The organism is Clostridium akagii DSM 12554 (assembly GCF_000686725.1).
Taxonomy (GTDB): domain Bacteria; phylum Bacillota; class Clostridia; order Clostridiales; family Clostridiaceae; genus Clostridium_I; species Clostridium_I akagii.
In genome coordinates, this window is sequence record NZ_JMLK01000006.1 from 229,255 (window position 1) to 249,821 (window position 20,567).

Annotated in this window: 25 protein-coding genes; 24 read left to right on the forward strand and 1 reads right to left on the reverse strand. The window is 29.9% G+C overall.

Annotation, left to right across the window (positions count from 1 at the left end):
• Nucleotides 1-32 precede the first annotated feature (32 nt).
• The 15 genes from ftsW (at nt 33) to BR66_RS0101275 (ending at nt 11,579) form a co-directional block, all read left to right on the forward strand.
• Nucleotides 33-1,145, forward strand: coding sequence for a putative lipid II flippase FtsW (gene ftsW / locus BR66_RS0101205; RefSeq protein WP_026881281.1), 1,113 nt, complete (start codon nt 33-35; stop codon nt 1,143-1,145).
• A gap of 119 nt (nt 1,146-1,264) precedes the next feature.
• Complete coding sequence (locus BR66_RS0101210) at nt 1,265-2,023, forward strand: cell division protein FtsQ/DivIB (RefSeq protein WP_026881282.1); 759 nt, start codon at nt 1,265-1,267, stop codon at nt 2,021-2,023.
• A gap of 10 nt (nt 2,024-2,033) precedes the next feature.
• On the forward strand, nt 2,034-2,765 hold the full coding sequence (locus tag BR66_RS0101215) for a DUF881 domain-containing protein (protein WP_026881283.1): 732 nt from the start codon (nt 2,034-2,036) through the stop codon (nt 2,763-2,765).
• A gap of 15 nt (nt 2,766-2,780) precedes the next feature.
• Nucleotides 2,781-3,122, forward strand: coding sequence for a small basic family protein (locus tag BR66_RS0101220; RefSeq protein WP_026881284.1), 342 nt, complete (start codon nt 2,781-2,783; stop codon nt 3,120-3,122).
• Between the two features lie 9 nt (nt 3,123-3,131).
• Nucleotides 3,132-3,860, forward strand: a complete 729-nt coding sequence (locus BR66_RS0101225; RefSeq protein WP_026881285.1) for a DUF881 domain-containing protein — start codon at nt 3,132-3,134, stop codon at nt 3,858-3,860.
• 144 nt (nt 3,861-4,004) lie between these two features.
• A complete protein-coding gene (locus tag BR66_RS0101230) occupies nt 4,005-4,670 on the forward strand; it encodes a YggS family pyridoxal phosphate-dependent enzyme (protein ID WP_026881286.1) in 666 nt (221 codons plus the stop codon).
• A 12-nt stretch (nt 4,671-4,682) separates the two neighbouring features.
• Nucleotides 4,683-5,138: a cell division protein SepF gene (locus tag BR66_RS0101235; protein WP_026881287.1), complete on the forward strand. Its 456-nt coding sequence runs from the start codon at nt 4,683-4,685 to the stop codon at nt 5,136-5,138.
• 24 nt (nt 5,139-5,162) lie between these two features.
• Nucleotides 5,163-5,933 carry a YlmH/Sll1252 family protein gene (locus tag BR66_RS0101240; protein ID WP_026881288.1) on the forward strand — a complete coding sequence of 257 codons (771 nt, stop codon included), beginning with the start codon at nt 5,163-5,165 and terminating at the stop codon, nt 5,931-5,933.
• 14 nt (nt 5,934-5,947) lie between these two features.
• Nucleotides 5,948-6,559: a DivIVA domain-containing protein gene (locus tag BR66_RS0101245; RefSeq protein WP_026881289.1), complete on the forward strand. Its 612-nt coding sequence runs from the start codon at nt 5,948-5,950 to the stop codon at nt 6,557-6,559.
• 113 nt (nt 6,560-6,672) lie between these two features.
• Nucleotides 6,673-7,365, forward strand: a complete 693-nt coding sequence (locus BR66_RS0101250; protein ID WP_026881290.1) for a 5'-methylthioadenosine/adenosylhomocysteine nucleosidase — start codon at nt 6,673-6,675, stop codon at nt 7,363-7,365.
• 69 nt (nt 7,366-7,434) lie between these two features.
• Nucleotides 7,435-8,040 carry a TraR/DksA C4-type zinc finger protein gene (locus BR66_RS0101255; protein WP_026881291.1) on the forward strand — a complete coding sequence of 202 codons (606 nt, stop codon included), beginning with the start codon at nt 7,435-7,437 and terminating at the stop codon, nt 8,038-8,040.
• 104 nt (nt 8,041-8,144) lie between these two features.
• Entirely contained in the window at nt 8,145-8,594 is a 450-nt protein-coding gene (gene lspA, locus BR66_RS0101260) for a signal peptidase II (protein WP_026881292.1), read from the forward strand.
• On the forward strand, nt 8,591-9,517 hold the full coding sequence (locus tag BR66_RS0101265) for an RluA family pseudouridine synthase (RefSeq protein WP_026881293.1): 927 nt from the start codon (nt 8,591-8,593) through the stop codon (nt 9,515-9,517). Before lspA ends, BR66_RS0101265 begins: the two co-directional genes overlap by 4 nt.
• Before the next feature lie 155 nt (nt 9,518-9,672).
• Nucleotides 9,673-10,215: a bifunctional pyr operon transcriptional regulator/uracil phosphoribosyltransferase PyrR gene (pyrR, locus tag BR66_RS0101270; protein WP_026881294.1), complete on the forward strand. Its 543-nt coding sequence runs from the start codon at nt 9,673-9,675 to the stop codon at nt 10,213-10,215.
• Nucleotides 10,216-10,256: 41 nt separating this feature from the next.
• Nucleotides 10,257-11,579 carry a solute carrier family 23 protein gene (locus BR66_RS0101275; protein WP_026881295.1) on the forward strand — a complete coding sequence of 441 codons (1,323 nt, stop codon included), beginning with the start codon at nt 10,257-10,259 and terminating at the stop codon, nt 11,577-11,579.
• Between the two features lie 176 nt (nt 11,580-11,755).
• Here BR66_RS0101275 and BR66_RS0101280 read toward each other — a convergent pair whose 3' ends face one another.
• Nucleotides 11,756-13,486: an Rqc2 family fibronectin-binding protein gene (locus BR66_RS0101280; RefSeq protein WP_026881296.1), complete on the reverse strand. Its 1,731-nt coding sequence runs from the start codon at nt 13,484-13,486 to the stop codon at nt 11,756-11,758.
• Nucleotides 13,487-13,675: 189 nt separating this feature from the next.
• Here BR66_RS0101280 and dapF point away from each other — a divergent pair, with 189 nt between their 5' ends.
• The 9 genes from dapF (at nt 13,676) to BR66_RS0101325 (ending at nt 20,566) form a co-directional block, all read left to right on the forward strand.
• Nucleotides 13,676-14,503 carry a diaminopimelate epimerase gene (gene dapF / locus BR66_RS0101285; RefSeq protein ID WP_026881297.1) on the forward strand — a complete coding sequence of 276 codons (828 nt, stop codon included), beginning with the start codon at nt 13,676-13,678 and terminating at the stop codon, nt 14,501-14,503.
• Nucleotides 14,500-15,588, forward strand: coding sequence for a hypothetical protein (locus BR66_RS0101290; RefSeq protein ID WP_026881298.1), 1,089 nt, complete (start codon nt 14,500-14,502; stop codon nt 15,586-15,588). The genes dapF and BR66_RS0101290 overlap by 4 nt, the downstream gene beginning before the upstream one ends.
• Nucleotides 15,589-15,727: 139 nt before the next feature.
• Nucleotides 15,728-17,227: a GspE/PulE family protein gene (locus BR66_RS0101295; RefSeq protein WP_035795135.1), complete on the forward strand. Its 1,500-nt coding sequence runs from the start codon at nt 15,728-15,730 to the stop codon at nt 17,225-17,227.
• Nucleotides 17,227-18,423 (forward strand): type II secretion system F family protein, encoded by a 1,197-nt coding sequence (locus BR66_RS0101300; protein WP_026881300.1) that lies wholly within the window; start codon nt 17,227-17,229, stop codon nt 18,421-18,423. Before BR66_RS0101295 ends, BR66_RS0101300 begins: the two co-directional genes overlap by 1 nt.
• A 9-nt stretch (nt 18,424-18,432) precedes the next feature.
• Complete coding sequence (locus tag BR66_RS26585) at nt 18,433-18,786, forward strand: type II secretion system protein (protein ID WP_026881301.1); 354 nt, start codon at nt 18,433-18,435, stop codon at nt 18,784-18,786.
• A gap of 20 nt (nt 18,787-18,806) precedes the next feature.
• Nucleotides 18,807-19,268 carry a pilus assembly FimT family protein gene (locus BR66_RS0101310; RefSeq protein ID WP_026881302.1) on the forward strand — a complete coding sequence of 154 codons (462 nt, stop codon included), beginning with the start codon at nt 18,807-18,809 and terminating at the stop codon, nt 19,266-19,268.
• On the forward strand, nt 19,249-19,695 hold the full coding sequence (locus tag BR66_RS0101315; RefSeq protein WP_026881303.1) for a PulJ/GspJ family protein: 447 nt from the start codon (nt 19,249-19,251) through the stop codon (nt 19,693-19,695). The genes BR66_RS0101310 and BR66_RS0101315 overlap by 20 nt, the downstream gene beginning before the upstream one ends.
• The gene (locus tag BR66_RS0101320; RefSeq protein WP_026881304.1) at nt 19,692-20,150 is read left to right on the forward strand and encodes a PulJ/GspJ family protein; all 459 of its coding nucleotides are present in this window, start codon (nt 19,692-19,694) and stop codon (nt 20,148-20,150) included. The genes BR66_RS0101315 and BR66_RS0101320 overlap by 4 nt, the downstream gene beginning before the upstream one ends.
• A complete protein-coding gene (locus BR66_RS0101325; protein ID WP_026881305.1) occupies nt 20,123-20,566 on the forward strand; it encodes a hypothetical protein in 444 nt (147 codons plus the stop codon). The genes BR66_RS0101320 and BR66_RS0101325 overlap by 28 nt, the downstream gene beginning before the upstream one ends.
• Nucleotide 20,567: the final 1 nt, after the last annotated feature.

Sequence of the window (20,567 nt, forward strand, 5' to 3'; positions counted from 1 at the left end):
GTACAAGGGGAAACCAGGAGGTGACGAATATTATGAAAAAGCCTAAACTTTTTGAAAAAGTAGAGGTGGATTTTGTTTTGCTTGCAACTGTGCTTTTAATTTTAGCTATTGGCGTTGTTATGGTATATAGTGCCAGTTCCTATGTTGATCTCAATGACCCGAAAATACATGATGATATGTATAACTTTAAAAAACAGGGGATGTTTGCTGTTTTAGGAATATTAATACTGTTTTTTATTGAAAAAGTAGATTATCATAAATTAAAAAAGGTGACTAATATTATAATTGTGATTACCATATGTCTACTAGGTGTGGTTTTTCTTTTCCCAGCAATAAATGGTGCAAGCAGATGGATACAAGTGGGACCATTGTCACTTCAACCTTCTGAAATCGCAAAATATGCAGTAGTGCTTTTACTTGCAAGAGGGATAGAGAAGAACGGGGAAAGGATTAAAAAATTTTTTCCTACAGTATTTGTCTATTTACTAGTAGCAGCTTTTTTTGCTGGATTTGTGTATTTAGAAAAAAACTTAAGTATTGCAACGGTTATTATGGTTGTAAGTATAATCGTTATTTATGTTGGTGGTGCAAAAGGATGGCAGCTTGGCGCTATAATATCATCACTTATACCAGTAGGGTTTATTTTTATACTTGCTGAGCCATATAGACTTCTACGATTGAAAAATTTTATGAATCCGTGGTCAGCTCCTAAAACTACTGGATATCAAGCTATTCAATCTTTATATGCACTAGGTTCTGGCGGAATAACTGGAGTTGGACTTGGACAATCAAGGCAAAAATGTTATTATATTCCGGAACCATATAACGATTTTATATTTTCCATTATAGGTGAAGAGTTAGGGTTTATTGGATGTGTGATAATTATAATACTTTTTTTAATTGTAATACAAAGAGGCATTAAAATAGCAATGCATGCAAAGGATGTATATGGTACATTACTCGCTGTCGGCATTACATCTGTTATAGCAATCCAAGCTATGATAAATATTGCAGTTGTTACGGGTGCTATACCTGTAACTGGAGTCCCTTTACCATTTATAAGCAGTGGTGGATCTGCCTTAGTTATTAATTTAGCGGCAATGGGAATCCTGCTTAATATATCTTCTCAGACAACAAAAAAATAATTAGGGCACTTTGTGAGGTCATAATTATTTTGATTAATAACTATTAACTAGTTTAAATATAAGAAATTATATGATATCATTAAAACTAGTTTAAGTATTCATTAAAAAAAGGTGAGCATATGAAAAATAGCAAAAATGAGTTTATAAGGAAAAGAAGAAGGAAAAAAAGAAGAAGAAAAATTATTTTTACAATATTATTTTTATCAGCTATATTGGTAACTTTGAGTATTAAACTACCATATTTCAAAATACAAAATATATATGTGTATAACAATAAAACAATTTCAACCAGTGAGATTGTTAAAGAGTCTGGAGTACAAAAAAATTCAAATATCTTTTACATAAGTACGGCTAATATAAAAGATAATGTATTAAATAATCCATATATTTTAAGTGCAGAAATTCATAGGAAATTACCAAATTCAATAAATATATATGTAAATGAAAGAAAATCAGTATTTTATGCAGAAAAAGGCACTAGCTTTGCTATAATTGATAAGAGTGGCATTGTCCTAGAAATACGGAATAGCATTAATAATATGAAGCTTATAAAATTAGTTGGCATCGATACGTCCAAGGCAAAAGTAGGAGCTACTGTGCCATTGGACGACAAGGGTAAGCTAAATACCATAAGCACTATAACGGATATTATATCAAATAATGACGCGTGTAAAAATATTAAAATATTAGATATAACTAGCAATGTTAATATAAAATTGTCGTATAATGATATGGAAATTAGACTTGGAACAGATGATGATTTGCTTAAGAAATTAAATAGAGCAATAAATATAATAAATGGGGAAAAACTTACAGCTTTAAAGGGTTATGTTGATGTGAGTTTTACAGGAAATCCAGTTTATTCTATTGATAAGTAGGAGGATGAAAATGAAAAAAATACGCTCACAAGTGGCGGTTGCAATTGTTTGTTGCATATTAGGATTTATGCTAACTTATCAATTTAGGATAATTAGTATTCAAGATACAAAGTTAAACTTGCAAGGAGATAGTTCACAAATAACAGCTGAAGTCGAACAACTTAAAACCCAAAAAGATGACTTAAATAAGCAGATAAATGATTTACAAAATAAAATAAAAAACTATCAACAATCTGCAGCCAATAAAAGTGATGTAAATAAACAAATAGTGAGCGATTTAAACAATTTAAATCTTATAACGGGAAATACAGACGTTAAAGGCCAAGGACTTATTGTAACAATTACACCTAAAAATAATATGTTTTCTTCTGATATAACTACGCAAGGAGATGTGATTACAGATAAAGATTTGGTGTATTTAGTTAATGAGCTTAGATTTGCTGGGGCTGAAGCAATATCTATAAATGATATAAGGGTGCTAAATTATACTGGAATAAAAACATCAAGTGGTGTTTCAAATATATTTATAGGCACAAATGATAGAATTTCACCCTATGAAAAAATTATAATAAAGGCCATTGGAGATAAGGATAAATTAAATTCGGCTATGGTATTTCCTGGAGTTTTAGATGCTATTCCATCATCAAGTTATACTGTGGATGCTCCAGAAAAAAGCAATATGATTACTATTTCCAAATCAAATACAGTTACAAATTTTCAATATGCCAGGCAAGTAAAGTAGGTAAGGAGTGATATTATGATAGCATTTTTAGGTCTGTTTGTAGGCATAATCATAGGCGTACTATGGAATGTCCCAATCCCCGATCAGTTTTCTCCATATATGTCAGTAGCTATTTTTGCATGTTTAGACTCGGTTTTTGGGGCTATGAGGGCATCACTTGCTAAACAATTTAGAGCAGATGTTTTTATTTCTGGTTTTTTTGGTAATGCATTTCTTGCAGTGGCATTAGTCTATTTAGGAGACAAACTGGGAATACCTATTTACCTTGCCGCAGTAATAGTTTTTGGTAGTAGAATATTTAATAATTTTGCTATGATAAGAAGAATGCTTTTAGATAAAACTAGACCACAAATATGAGGTGATTAAATGAAAAATAATGAGGCGACTTTTTTTGTATTCATAGCTTGCATTATAGTTGGTATTTTGATTACCTCGAATTTTAATTTTAATGGAGGAACAAAAACAGTTTTTTTGAACTCAAAAGATTATCAAGTCCAATATAATTATAGAAATACATTAGCTACTGAAGTTGATGAGTTAAGAAATAAATATATTGATTCAGCAAATAAACTTCGGGGATTAAGTGAAAATAAAGATGAAAAGAATCAAACTAATGCAATACAAAGCGAACTAAATGATGAGAAAATTTCTTCCGGAGAGTCAGACGTAGCTGGACAAGGAATTTTGATTACACTTGATGACGGTACTGATAAGTTTGAGGGCAAGGTTATAAAGTCAAATTCTGATCTTGATAGTCTAATTCACAATTTCGATATATTATATGTGGTTAATGATTTAAAGTCTGCAGGAGCAGAAGCAATTTCAGTTAATGATCAAAGAATAGTTAATACTACTGAAATTTATTGTGTAGGGCCATTTATAAGGATAAATGGAGTGACAGTAGCGTCGCCGTTTTATATCAAGGCAATTGGTAACAAAGATAAATTAAAGGATTATATGATGGCAGAAACTAATTACCTATATTTGTTAATACATAATAGAGGCATTAAAGGTACTATTGTTAAAAATGACGATGTTAAAATTGGTTCTTATAATGGAAATATCAGCCATGAATACTTGAAAGCTAAGAGTTAATAGTCGTATTTTAAAAAAATTATAATATAAAATTAAAATTTCTATAATATTATGCAGGATTTTTTGAGTTTATGAAGAATATATACATATGATAGGTAAATTTCAAATGGAATTTGTTTATTACAATGTAAGGAGACGGTTCAAATGTCCATAACAGAAAATATTACTATTGTTAACAGCGAGTTACCTAAGGACGCTATTTTAATAGCTGTATCTAAGACAAGAAGTATAGCAGAAATTCAAGAAGCAGTGGATTATGGCATTAGAGATTTTGGAGAAAACAAAGTACAGGAATTATTGGACAAAGTAGACAGTTTTGATTCTTCCATGAGATGGCATCTTATAGGACATTTGCAGACAAACAAGGTTAAATATATTGTTGGTAAAGTATATTTAATTCAGTCACTAGACAGTGTAAAACTGCTTAATGAAATTGAAAAAAGGTATGCTGCAAATAATTTAGTTGCCAATGTTTTAATCCAAATCAATATTGGTAGGGAAGAATCAAAAACTGGTATATATGAAGAAGATTTGCCTGAGCTTTTAGAATCAATAGAACAATGCAATAATGTAAAAGTAAGTGGTCTTATGACTGTAATACCTAAAGGTACCTTTGAAGAAAATTGTATATACTACAAGAAAACAAAAGAAATTTGGGAAATTTTAAAGAAAAGATCATACACAAACATTTCAATGAAATATTTGTCTATGGGAATGACTCATGACTACAAGGCAGCATTGAGTGAAGGATCAAATATGATTCGAATTGGTGAAGGAATATTTGGAAAAAGAAATTATAATAATAATTAGGGGGAAGGTAAAATGGCTAAAATGTTAAATAAAGTAATGGGAATATTGGGACTTGATGATGGAAATATTGAGGATTATGATGATGAAATTAAAGAAAAAAACTATGATGAGGAATATGAGGAAGAAATAGACGAACCTATTGTAAATAGGAAAAATAACAAAGTTGTTAACATTCATACAAACTCAACAATGAGAGTTGTGATTTCAAGACCAAAGGACTATGATGAAGCTACTTCAATATGCGACGAATTAAAAAACAGAAAATTAGTTGTTGTAAATGTTAGTGATCTTGAACCTAAAACAGCTCAAAGACTTTTAGATTTTATGGGTGGTGCAAGTTATGTACTTAACGGAGAATTGCAAGAAGTAGAGAAAAATGTATACATATTATCTCCATCGAACGTAGAAGTTACAAATGATTTAAAAACAGAAATTTCTGGTAAAAGTATGTTTGCTTGGACAAAATAGTTTAAACATTGGGAAGAGGTTAAATTGAATAAAAAAGAGTTTTTAAATACTATTCATAGTGATAATGAATCAGAATTGTCAAATATTTTTGAAAAGATAATTCTTGCAGAACGTACTGGCTCTACTGTGTATACAAATGAATTTTATACTCCTAATATTTGGAGAGCAGTTATAAGACTTCAAGAGCATTTTGGTATTTATATAAGTAGCAGTGGTATTTTCGAAAATAGCGAAAGGCACATTCTTGCTTTTTCAAGTAAACCACTAAGCTACTTTCCAATCAAACTCATAAGGATAGACAATTCTTCTAAATTTGATAAAGTGGCACATAAGGATTATATGGGGGCAATTTTGTCTCTTGGAATTTCTAGAAATAAGCTAGGCGATTTTGTGACTATTGACAATGAATGTTATGTTGCATCCTGTGAGGATATAGTTTATTACATAGCTAGTAATTTGACTACAATAGGAAGATGCCCATGTAAGGTAAGCGAGTATAATCCTTTAATGGGGGCGATTCCTGATATAAAGTTTGATGATATGAACATTATTGTTACTTCACTCAGATTGGATTGTTTAGTAAGTGGAATATGTAATGTAACAAGAAGTAAATCCTTAGCTTTGATAAGTAGCGGGAGTATTCTATCAGATTATGTGACCATTAGAGAAAAAAATTATTCTGTGAAGTATGGGGAAGTAATAACTATACGTGGATATGGTAAGTTTAAAATAGTGACTACTAATGGTAATACAGGTCGTGAAAGAATAAGGCTTCTTATAAAAAAATTTGTTTAATCGGGGTGGAAAATATGAAATTAACTTCAATGGATATAAGCAATAAGGAATTTAAAAAGGTGTTAAGGGGATACGATCAAGGTGAAGTTGATGAATTCTTAGATCAAATTTCTGAAAGCTATGAACTTGTATACAAAGAGAATTCAACTTTTAAAGAAAAAATTGCAACTTTAAATGAGAAATTAGAGCATTATTCTAAAATAGAAGAGACCATTCAAAATACAATGATTTTAGCTCAAAATGCTTCGGATCAGGCTAAGGCTTCTGCGAAAAAAGAAGCAGAACTAGTTCTGCGAAATGCAAATGACACTTCTCAAAGGATTATAGATAAATCAAATGCTGAAGTATTGAAAATTACTAGTGATTATGATACTATTAAAAGAGAATTTGTTAAATTTAGATCTAAGTATAGAAATTTTATGAACACACAATTAGATATGTTTAACGATTTGGAGTTAGATTTTGAGAAAAACTATAATATTGCTACTACTGTAGAATTGCAAGAAAAAAGTATAGAAATCCCCAGTGATGAAATTATATCAAGGGACTTAAGAGATACGGATGACAAGGAAGAAAGTTTTAATAATGATTTAAATGAAATAAAAAGCTTCTTTGTAAAAGAATGACAATACATTTTAAAGAAAATCAATTTTGATAATGGCGCGTTTTTGAAGATTGCTGCTAAGTAGAATCTCACTCAAAGAGTGGGATTTTTATTAATTAAGGAGGACACATACATATGAGTATTGGGATAATTGGTGCAATGGATGAAGAACTGGAAATCTTATTAAAAGAGACTGAAATATCAAAAAAAGAAAATAAGGCTAATATGGAGTTTAATTTTGGAATTATACTAGGTAAAGAGGTAGTAATAGTAAGATGTGGCATAGGAAAAGTTAATGCCGCAATATGTGCTCAAATTTTGATTGACGATTTTAATGTAAGCAGAATAATAAATGTTGGAATAGCTGGAGGCATTGGAAAAGACGTAGTGCCTGGTGATATTGTTATAGCAGAAAATCTTGTTCAACATGACATGGACACAACCGCTTTTGGTGATAAAATAGGACAAATACCAAGAGTTGATACATATGATTTTAAATGTGATGATGAAATGGTTGAAATTGCTAAAAAAGCTTGCGCAAGCTTTGAGGTTAATAACTATTATGTAGGGAGAATAGTGTCAGGAGACCAGTTTATAGCAGATATAGACAAAATAATATGGCTTAAGGAAAATTTTAATGCTCTAGCGTGTGAGATGGAAGGAGCTAGTATTGCACAGGTGTGTTATTTAAATGCCATACCTTTTGTGGTAATAAGATCCATATCAGATAATGCAAACAATGGAGCACATATGGATTATGAAAAATTTACGCCAATAGCTGTGAAAAACTCAACAAATATAATTGAGAATATGCTGAGGCTAATGTAATAATTTATCTTCAATTTGGCAAAATAACCTATAGAAAGATGTATCTTTTAGAAGGAGTGATAGGTTATTATGCAGAAATTAATGCTTGATTATTTTGAGAAAAAACTTAATTGTGAAAAAAAAAGAATAGAAGAGCTTTTAAAACTTATGATTAAAAATGAAACTATAGGTTCAAAGAGTGAAATTTCCTCAGAACTTTCACTTTATGACAATCATCCCTCAGATATAGCTACTGAACTAAATGATATAGAAAGAGGGATGGCTTTTAGTGAAAATGAAAAATCTATGCTTAAAAAGATAGATAGAGCATTAGAAAATGTTAAGAATAATACTTATGGAATATGTAAGGTTTGTGGAAAAGAAATACCAGAGGAAAGATTGGATTTTCTTCCATATGCTGAATACTGCGTGGAATGCCAAAATAACTTTAGTAACTTAAAACAAAGAAATATATATGATAGACCTGTGGAAGAAGAAGTATTAGGGTACCCATTTGGGAAAGGTAAAGATTCTAATAAATATGATACTGGATTTGATTCAGAAGATTCTTATAGGGCGGTTGAGAGCTATAATGAAATTCATAATGTAGATGAAAATTATGAACCTGAGGCTGATTATGTGGAACCTATAGAAAAGATAAGTAATGAGCAGTATAAAAATCAGCTTCCAGACTGAGTATGTTGAAAATATTTAAAGTGAGCGGGATTTCCTCGCTCACTTTATGAGATTAAACAATTCAAAATTGTTTATAACTCCATGAAAACTATAGGAGGATATTTATGGAAATACTAATAATTATATTTGTAAATATTATTGATAGAATTACTAAGATATGGGCAACAAAACAATTAATTGGCGGAAATGATTTAATAGTAATTAAAAATATATTTGATTTTTCCTATTTAGAAAATAGAGGGGCCGCTTGGGGGATATTCTCTGGTAAGGTAAATCTTTTATTAATAATGACTGTAATTATTGTTGTAGGAATAATTTTTTATTTATTAAAATACAAGCCTAAAAGTAGGGTTATGAGAATTGCACTTAGCTTAATAATAGGTGGAGCCATTGGAAATATGTATGATAGGGGAATTTACCAGCATGTAGTGGATTTTATTCATTTTCACTACAAAGATGTGTACAATTTCCCAACGTTCAACTTTGCAGATATGTGTGTTGTAGTTGGCACATTACTGCTTATATTAAGTTTATTAAGGGATGATACTGAATGAATTATTTTAAGTTTAAAGTTTGTGAGAATGAAGAAGATTCTAGATTAGATGTGTTTATTAGTAATAATTTTGAAGACAAGTCTAGAAGCTATATTCAAGGTATAATAGAGCTAGGAAATGCTAAGGTAAATGGGAGATTAAAAAAAAGTAATTATAAGCTTAAATATAATGAAATCGTGGAAATAGAAATTCCAGATAATACAGATTTGAAGGTGGAAAAGGAAAACATACCTCTTGACATTTTATATGAAGATTCAGATGTAATAGTAGTAAATAAAGTACAAGGAATGGTAGTACATCCTGCACCGGGCAATTATACTGGTACTTTAGTTAATGCACTTTTATATTATTGCAAGGACTTATCAGGTATTAATGGTGTTAATAGGCCTGGAATTGTTCATAGAATAGATAAAGGTACATCGGGAATTTTAGTAGTTGCAAAAAATGATAATGCTCATAAAAAATTAGCAGAGCAGCTAATGGATCATTCAATGACTAGGGAATATCTTGCTTTGACTGAAGGAATTATACATGATGATAGTGGAGTTATAGATGCTCCACTAGGAAGGGATCCTGTAAATAGAATTAGAATGTGTGTAAATAAGAATGGGAGAAATGCTATTACTCATTTTGAGGTCATTGAAAGGCTAAAAACTAGTACCTTAGTAAAGTGTATACTAGAGACAGGTAGGACACATCAAATAAGAGTCCATATGGGCTATATAGGTCATCCACTTGTAGGGGATCCTGTATATGGGTATAAAAAACAAAGATTTAGACTTGAGGGACAAATGCTTCACGCTAAGAAATTAGGGTTTATTCATCCATCTACTGGTGAATATATGGAATTTGAAAGCGAGATTCCGAATCATTTTAAAAAAGTTATTGGTGTTTTAAGAAATGAATTGAAACAACCCAAATAGTGTGATAAAATTATCAATTGTGATATTAACCTTTAAGTGAACCAGAGAGTTCATAAGGCTTAAAATTTATTGTATATATTGCTATTTAAGCCTTAGCCTTAGTGCTGGGCTTTTTTTGTTATAGTATTATTATAAATAAACAGGGGGTGGAGTTAATGGAGCTTAAAGCTTTATTATTAGATGAAAAGGCAATGGAGAGAACTTTTACGAGAATTTCTCACGAGATCATAGAAAAAAATAAGGGTACTGAGGATTTAATACTGATTGGTATTAAAAGAAGAGGGGTACCACTTGCTAAAAGAATAGCTGATATGATACGGGATATTGAAGGTAATGAAATAACAGTTGCAAGTGTTGATATTGCTCTCTATAGAGATGATTTGACTTTAATTCAAAGTGAGCCAATAGTAAATAGTAATGAAATAAAAATTGATATAACTAATAAAAAGGTTATATTAGTTGATGACGTTTTATATACTGGAAGAACGGCAAGAGCAGCAATAGAAGCAGTCATAGATTGTGGTAGACCTAAAATGATACAACTTGCAGTATTAATTGATAGAGGACATAGAGAAATACCTATAAGAGCTGATTATGTTGGTAAAAATGTGCCAACTTCAAAAAATGAAATGATATCTGTTAAGGTTAAAGAGATTGACGATAAAGACTCTGTAAGTATTTATGAATTAGGCATATAAAACAAAAATTAATTAGAAAGTTATTTACAAAGGAGAAATTTATGAATAAAATAGTCAATGTAGAAGAAAAAATGCCAATAATAAAAACTTTACCACTTAGTTTTCAACATCTATTTGCAATGGTTGGGTCTACTATTCTTGTACCAATTTTAACGAAGATGAACCCATCTATTGCGCTATTATGTAGTGGAATAGGTACCTTATTATATATATTATGTACAAAGGCAAAATTACCAGCATATATTGGTTCATCTTTTGCATTTATAGCACCTATAATTGCAGTTACAACCAAATATAATGGCATTGATAAAACGGGAACGGCAGCCATTGGTGCAGTATCTGGTGGTGTAATTTCAGCGGGAATAGTGTATTTAATAGTGGCACTTATAATAAGTATATTTGGAGTAGGTTGGCTTAATCGAGCACTTTCTCCAGTTGTGGTTGGTTCTGTTGTTATAGTAATAGGGCTAGGTCTTGCAGCTACTGCAATTAATTGGGCGGGCTTAAATGCCAGTTATACTGATCCATCACTTCTTAGCGTTTCAAGATGGGCATGGATATTAGTAGCAATGGTAACATTATTAGTAGCTATAATTGGCAGTATGTATTTTAAGGGTTTTTTAGGAGTAATACCAATACTTATAGCGATGCTAGCAGGGTATGTTGTAGCTATTGTTCTTGGGGTTGTTCCTAGATCAGTATTACATCAAATAATAACCACACCATTTTTTATAGTACCTAATATAGCGATAGGAAAGGTTATGCCAAAGTTTAACTTTGATATAATATTATTAATGGCACCGGTATCTTTTGTGACCTTAGCAGAGCATATTGGGCATGTGTATGTTACGGGTAATGTAGTTGGAAAAAATTTTACAAAAGATCCAGGGCTTCATCGATCTATTTTAGGGGATGGAGTAGCTACAATTACAGCTGGACTATTAGGAGGACCGCCTAATACTACTTATGGAGAAAATATTGGAGTTATGGCCATAACAAAGGTCTATAGTGTTTGGGTTATAGGATGGGCTGCAATAATAGCAATAGTTTTATCATTCATAGGTCCAGTATCAGTTTTTATTGAAAATATACCATTACCGGTTATTGGTGGAGTAAGTATATTGCTTTTTGGAATTATAGCTTCCTCAGGATTTAGAATTTTTGTGGATGATAAAATTGATTTTGGGAAGAAAAGAAATCTTATAATAGCTTCCGTGATAATAGTTTTGGGCATTGGTGGAGCTACATTAAATATTCCAGTGTCAGGTAGCAATATCCCAATATCAGGAGTTGCACTAGCAACTTTAGTGGGAGTTGTTCTTAATTTAATTTTACCGGAAAATAGTAGAAACGAAGAGGCATAGAAATAAGTGACAAGTTAAAAGATTACATAATTATCGGGATTTTTATGGTGCTTATATAAATTTAGATAACAAGATAAAAAGCAGGGATCAAGATGTGAATCCATTCGCACCTTAATCCCTGCTTTTTACACAATTATGTAATTAAATCAATATTATAATTTATACATATTATGAGTTTAAATATTATCTAGTTTTTTTGGTATAATATTAATTGTCTTATTAGTTAGATATATAACCATTCCAGGTTTAGCGCCAGAAGGTTTTTTTACATTCTTCACTTCGGTATAATCAACAGGGGCAAGAACAGATTCTTTTGCCTTGCTGTAATATGCAGCTAAACCTGCGGCCTCCTCTAAAGTTTTATCTGGGATATGACCATTGTTTTTTACAATAACATGAGATCCAGGGATGTTTTTAGTATGCATCCATATGTCTCTTTTGTCTGCAAATTTTAACGTAAGGTAATCATTTTGAAAATTATTTTTACCTACGTATATATCAATTCCATCACTGGAAACCAAATGAAGTGGTTTAGATAATTTTGGAGTTTTGTTTTTACCCTTTTTATTTTTTTTATTAAATTTAATATAACCAGTTTCTATGAGTTCCTTTTTTATTTCTTCAATTTCAGTGTAAGCTTCAGAATTTTTTATATTGGTTAATACTGATTGTAGATAATCAATTTCCTCAGAATTTGACCTAAGCTGTAATAGTGACATCTCTTCTGTTTTCTTTAATTTTGTATATTTTTTATAGTAACTTTGTATGTTTTGCGAAGGGGTCTTATTTGTATTTAGCTGGATGGTTATATCTTCTAAGGTTTCACTATAATAGTTTTGTACCGTAATTTCTTTTTGACCCTTTTTAAGATCATACATGTTAGCAGTTAAAAATTCTCCTGATAGTTTATAAATATCTTTTGTTTTGCATTCAACTAAATTATCATTTAATATTTGGTTTTTCTTAAGGCACCTATCTAAATTTGTATGAACAATTTTAGATAAATCTGCGCCGTAATTACTTAATCTTTGGAATTTATCTCTTTCAAAATAAAAATTTTCAAGTAATTTAGAAGGATCTTTATATTCTGTTTTTTCACATTCATTTAAAAAGTTAAGCGGAATGCAGGCAAAATCTTTTATCATTCCATTTTCTGAATATGAATTAAAGGAAAAATTCCCATTACTAATGGAACTAAAAAATTTCACAATATTTGAATAGACATTATCTAAATCATTTATAGTTATATCACCGCTAAACCTAAAGTATATTTCTTTTGAAATAGTTTTACTAACACCTGTAAAAATTTTGGAGCCAAGTTTTGAATCGAAGTCTAAATTGTTTTCTTTAATGATGTTTTTAAAGCTTTCTATTGAAAAATCAAAAGGATCTAATTTTTCGCTTTTAGGGGGATATATATAATTAAGTCCCGGATACAGTGATCTGTATCTATTTATAGCAGGTGTAATGTGTTTAATGCAATCCATGACAGAGTTGTCTTTTTGACGAATTAGGGTAATATTGCTATGTCTTCCCATTATCTCAACAATCAAAGAATATACACTATTAAAACCAAATTCATCTGTATTTTCAAAATCTAAAATTACTATCCTATCTGTAGAGACTTGTTTTATATCAATTATTCTAGCGTTAATAAGATATTTTCTAAGCACCATGCAAAACATGGGAGCAGTAAGAGGATTAGTTTTACCATTCTCAGTGATATGGATTTTTGGATAACTAGAACTTGCACTTATTAGAAGTTTGTAGCTATTATTATCAGATCCTCTGATCAAAAGACTTACCTCATCTTTTTCAGGCTGATTTATTTTACTCACCTTTCCATGAAGTAGCTTTTCTCTTAATTCACATAAAATACTATATATATAAATACCATCTAATGCCATAATAATCATTCCCTTCCTAAGTGAAAATATATTTTTTATTAATATTTCTAAAAAACCGTATACAATAATATGAAAATTTATTATTATTAATCTATAGAGTTGAATATAATATGATTAAATTAAATGCTTTTTAACCATATAAGTATATCATTTCTACTTGATAAAATAAAGCTGAGGAGTTGTTCTTAAATGAAGTTTACTAAAATGCAGGGAACAGGAAATGATTTTGTTATTATAGATGATAGAAATGAAGATTTTTTAAATAGAGAAAGTCACATAGCTAAGATTTTATGTGATAGACATTTCGGAGTTGGGGCTGATGGAATATTGCTTATTAGAAACTCAGAGGTGGCAGACGTGGAGATGATCATAATAAATGCTGATGGTTCATATGCTGCTATGTGTGGAAATGGGATAAGATGTTTTGCAAAATATGCTTACGATGAAGATATAATTAAGAAGAAAGAAATAAGTATTATGACAGGTGATGGAATTAAGATAGCTAAAATTAATGATGAAAAAGGTATTGCAAAAAATATAAGCATCGACATGGGAATCCCTAGTTTTAGACCAGAGAAAATTCCAGCTCTATTAGATGATGAAATATTAAATTACAATGTGAATATTAACCACAAAGAGTATAAATTGAATTCAATGCTTATGGGAGTTCCACATACTGTTGTGATTGGAGAACTTGATGACTTTGATGTAAATGAAGGTGAGTATATAGAAAAATGTAAAGCTATATTTCCAGAAGGCACTAATATTAATTTTTGTGAAGTAATAGATAAAAAACATATTATGGTTAAAACCTGGGAAAGAGGAGCTGGTGCAACACTTTCTTGTGGAACTGGATGCTGTGCATCAGCTATTGCATGTAACAGACTAGAACTAATTGGCAATGAAGTTGAGGTTTCTGTTCCAGGGGGAATTGTTCACGTTGAAATAACAGAAGAGGGCGTATTTATGACGGGGGATTCAGTAATTTCTTTTAGAGGAGAAACTGATTTAATATGAACCATGTAAAAAAGACTATATTGTGTATAATTGCTGTTGTCGTTGCCATTGAATTTACTAGTTGTTATTATGATAAGAATACAAAGGTTAAGGAAAATTTAAAAAAAAATAATATAAAGTTTTCGGATACAATGGCACTTTCCATGGATAAAAATGGAGAAAAGGCATATAATTTAAAGGATGGGAATGTGCTTAATAGTGGGAGTTTATCCAAGGTTGAAAACATAAGTTATAGTATACAAAAAAAAACATGGATTTATACTAAAAATATTGGTACTGGAATTAATTTATCAAATAACTATGTAAGCATAGATAACAAAGGTAAAGCTTATAATATAAATAAATCCTATTCTTATGCAGATGTCAGGTTATCTAATAGTGGAAACTATATCGCACTGAGAAGTTTTAAAACCGATAATCTTGGATCGGCAGAAGGAATGGGAGTTTACAGTACAAATGGTGGTAATAAAATTAATTTTGATAAAAATGTGCTAGTTTCAGGAGATCTTTATAGATGGATTAACAATGATACTCTACTTTATTATGGAGTGGAAGCCTCACAAAATGGATATGGTAAGATATATGGATATGATTTTCCGGGGCATAGCCCAAAAGTTGTTTTTGATAAATTTAAAGGATATTGTACATTCTTTTTACCACTAGAAAATGGTGATATTATATATGTTGAAAATGATTCAAATGTATATAACATGTTTTATTACGAAAAAGCCAGCGATAAAATAAATACCATAGGTAGTAGCATTCAGGAAATTTTTGATTATACTATTGATACAAAGAATAACAATATATATATGCTTGGCAAAGATGAAAATACTAGTGAAATTGCCCTTTACAGATATGATCTAATAGCTAAAAACATAAATAGAATAACCTATGATTTCCCAAGTATTGTTGACAAAAGTGGTGGGATTGCAGTAGATAGTTTAGGAAAAGTTTATTTTTGTGGAATTATTAATACAACATCAATAAATAATTCTATATACATGTATGATATAAGCAATAACTCAGTTAATCTAATATCAAAGATTGAAAATAATTATCATATTATCAGTGGTGAAAACTAAATTTATATTAAAGAGAACCAGATGAAATTTTTCTGGTTCTCTTTTTATATTATTGAATAAAAAAGTAAAATTGGCAAATAATATAAATATATGGATAATTACAAGCTATTGAACAAATTTTATAGTGGGAAGGATGAATATGGAAGAAGATATTGTGGATTTAGATAATTATACTATATCAATGGATTTGCTTAGGAGTATAAATAAAGAAATAGCTTTTAGACATTCTATGTTACCTTATAAAGAAAACAATCTAGAACTATATGTTGCAATGGATAATCCAGCGGATTTAATAGCCTTAAATGATTTGAAATTTATAACGCAAAAAAAGATAATACCAGCTAGGGCTAAAAGAGAACAGATATTATCATATATAAAGTTGTATTATGAAATGAACGAAGGCGAACGGGCTATGGAAGAGATAGAAGGAAATCAGGCTAATGAAAATACAAAAATAGATGTAATATCAGATGACATATCAAGGGATTCGCCATCTGTAAGGCTTGTAAATTCTATAATAAATCAAGCCATTAACCATAAGGCTAGTGATATACACATTGAACCTTTTGATATGTTTGTAAATGTAAGGCTTAGAATTGACGGAGTTTTGCATCAAATCATGAAATTACCAAAAGCAACTTATAAAAGTATCACAATAAGATTGAAAATTATGGCATTAATGAATATAACTTTAAAGATGATTCCTCAAGATGGAAAATTTAGCTTGAAAAATAATGGCTTTAATTTTGATTTTAGGGTTTCCTCCATTCCCACTATACATGGCGAAAAATTTGTTATAAGAGTTTTGTATAAATCAAACATAATGGTTACCTTGGATAAATTAACTTATAGTAATGCTAACATTATAAGAAAAATTATTGCTAAACCTAGTGGTATAATCCTTCTCACAGGTCCAACTGGTAGCGGAAAATCTACCACATCCTATTCTATATTACAAGAGCTTAATACTAAAGAAAAGAATATAGTTACCCTAGAAGATCCAGTTGAATTTACAATAGACAACATAAACCAAATCAATATAAATAAAAAATCAGGATTAACCTTCGCAGCAGGACTTAGGAGCATACTCAGGCAAGACCCTGATATTATTTTACTGGGAGAAATAAGAGATGAAGAAACAGCAAGGGTTGCCATAAGAGCTGCTATCACAGGTCATTTAGTAATTAGTACACTTCATACAAATGATTCGCCTAGTGCAGTTGTAAGGCTTAGAGATATGGGTGTAGAACCATATTTATTATGTGATGCCATGCTGGCCGTTATTTCGCAAAGATTGGTTAGAACAATTTGTCCATATTGCAAAAATAGTTATGTTCCAAGTGATTTTGAAAGGAAACTGTGTAACCTTGAACAGGGAAAAAATTTATTCAAAGGTCTAGGATGTAACAAGTGTAATAACACAGGATATAGGTCTCGAATAGCAGTTTTTGAGATAATGAATATTGATGAGAAGAGTAGAAAACTGATTTATGAAAATAGTAGTGTTGATGAACTTAGAAAAAATAATATTAGTAACGGCATGCTAAATTTAAAAGATAGTGCCATAAAGCTTATAAAACAGGGCAGTACAACAGTGGAAGAATACATGAAAATTATTAATGGTGAGGATGATTCATAGTGAAGCTATATAAGTATAAAGCTATAAATTTACAAGGAGAGCACTTTGATGGACTTGAGTATAGTAAAGGTGCAGATGAATTATCATTTTTATTAAGGCAAAGAGGCTGTTATCTATTAAAAAGTACGTTAGTTAGTAATAAAAAGATTTTTGATTTTGTTAGAAAAATAAACTTAAAGGATATATCCATATTTTCAAGGCAATTTGGTTCCATGCTTTCAGCCGGATTTAATATTTCTCAGGCACTAGATATACTTGAAAAAGAAACATATAGTAAGGTTTTTAAGAAAAATATAAAAGCAATTAAGATAGATATAGCCCGCGGCAATAGCTTTTACGATTCCATAATAAAACGGGAAGCCTATTATCCTAAATTCTACTTGGAAATGATAAATATAGGGGAACAAAGCGGAAAGCTCGATGCAATAGTAAGCGATTTATCAAATTACTATTTAAAAGAATTTCTAATTGTAAAGAAAATAAAATCATCTCTGGTTTACCCAGCCATAATATTAATAAGTTCGGTGGTAATGTTTTTTTACATTGAAGTTTCAATTGTACCTATGTTTATGGATACTTTTAAAAGTTTAGGGCAGGATATTCCGGCCTACTCTAAAGTGACAATGAATTTTAGTAAATTCATTATTATTAATTGGCCAATTATCTTGATGCTTCTAACTACAATAATTATGGGGATTTTGAAAATAATCAAATATAAAAAAATAAGATATTTAATTGATAAAACTAAGCTATCGGTGCCATTGATCAATGTAGTCTATAAAAAAATATTAGGGGCTAGGTTTACTAGATGTCTTGGCATTCTACAACAAAGCGGAGTGAATTTAATAAATTCTATTGAGATGATAAGCAATGTATTAAACAATGTTTACATAAAAGATAGATTAGATAAAGTGATACTTGAAGTGAAAAATGGAAACAGTATTGCGGATTCATTACAGAATATTAATATATTACCTGATTTTGCTGTTTCGATGATTTCTATAGGAGAACAAGGAGGTAATTTAGAGGAAATGATGAATTTATCAGCAGATATGTATGAACAGGATGTGGGAGATATTATAGAAAAGGCTGTAAGTTTTGTTGAACCAGCTCTTATAATTCTTTTAGGCGCCATAATTGGAAGTGTCATAATTTCGGTCATGGTACCTATGTTAAAAATGATGCAAACAATTTAGGTGATTTAGATGATAAAAAAAGGTTTTACACTTATTGAATTAATTGTAGTAATATCAATTATAGCTATTTTAGGGGGAATATTAGTACCTAAGTATGCTACATACATTATTAAAGCTAAAGAGACTAAAGCAGAACAAATTGGAAGAATGATTTTTGTATCATCCATGAGAAGCTATATTTTGGATGAAAGTTTTATTAATTCAGATGTAAATGCTGCAATCAGTGAAGATATAAATATAGATAATGTTCAAATTGCGTCTAACAATGGTTCAAGTATATCAGAAGATTTTAATGCAGAAGGTCTTAACTATGAAATTGTGATTGATGGTGAAAGCGGCACTTATGTACTGACTAGAAAATAGTGAATATTCAGGTGAAAACAATGAAAAATGTTAGAAGAAGAAATAAAGGATTTACATTGGTGGAAATTTTAGTTGTAATGGCTATCGTGTCTATAATCTCGTCTATTATATTTTTAGAGATTAAAAGCTATAAATCATTTAAAAATGACCTGGATGTGGACTATGTTAACGATGAAATAGTTTCCCTTATAAATGGAGCAAGGCATAATTGCATTCTAAATGAATGCCATGGAGAGCTTATGTTTTATTTAAATACTAATACAATTAAATTTTATGAAAGTTCTGCGTTAAAGGATGAATTCGTAATGCCCTTAGGTTTTACTATAACAGGAAACAACGTTACTACAAGCGATAATCAGATTTATATAGAAAATACAGGTGTAATAAATACTCCTTGTAGTCTTCAATATAGAGATAGAAAAGGTATATTTCATCTTATTACCATAGGAGTTGGTACAGCAAATGTGGAGATTAAGAATTAAAAAAGCTGGCTTTACAATTATAGAAGTTATGTGTAGTTTTTCGATTTTTACAATTTTGTTTTTAACAGCTATGTATATTAAATTATGTACTATTAAGATGCAGGCCTACGATGATAAAATTCAATTATATACTGAGTATATTCAAGATATTAAAACAGAAATATTATCAAATATATCTAATAACCAATTAGATGAACTAATTAGAGAAGGGAACATATATATATCCAATGAAAAATTAAATGAAGAATGTTTAAGAAATGGTAACATTAATAATTTATTTACAAGTTCATTCACACGTGATAAACCGTATTTGAAAATATCAGCTATTAGTGGTGATTTAGAAAACATTGAATTGTATTTACATGTAGATATAGTTGGGAGGCAAGAAAATATAACAGCAAAATTTTATAAGGGGAATTATAAATGAAGAAAGGGTTTATGCTTTTAGAAGTTTTAGTTGCTACAGCAATAGGAGCAATTTTATTATCATTTCAGTGTTGTATATTGATTAAATCAGTTAATTGGTACAATAAAAATATTACCACACTTAGAGATTCTTCTTACTGCGATGAAGGGTTAATTATTATTAAAAATTATATATATATGAATATGGTTGAAGTAAATACAACAAATAATGAAATAGATATAAATACTTCAGACAATATGCTGAAAAAAATTTATCTTGTAAAAAACAGTGGAAAAGTAGTAGTGGATTATTATGATAATTATGGGTATAGATATGGATTAATAGCAACTAATGTGGTGGCGCAAAACATATCAAACATGGAGGCAATTAAAAAAGGTGATTTAATATATATATCACTTGTAGACAATGAAGGGAAGCGCATTAGCCAATGCTTCGGGATAAGAAAAGTATATTAAATAAAGGATATGTAATGATATATACCATGATTCTGAGTTTACTTATTATAGTGACTATGGGGTACATATTTACACTTGAAGCTAAAAGAAAACTGTGCATTTTAGAAGACAAAAAAGAAGTGACTGAAAAAGTTTATAATAATGAAACTAATAATTATTTATTTTCAAAGATTAATGATTATATATTAAAAAATGTGGTGAATCTGGATAAGGCATCAGTAAATAACCTATTTGCGTTAAATCCAAGTACCAATAAAATAGGTAATGATAAATATTATATTTATTATAATAAAGATGCACAAAAATTTTTAATATATCAGCCATATTTCAATAATAAAACAAAAGTTGATTGGTATGACTATGATTTTGAAGCTAATAAAATAAAATTTATATATTTATATACAGAATATAGGTAGG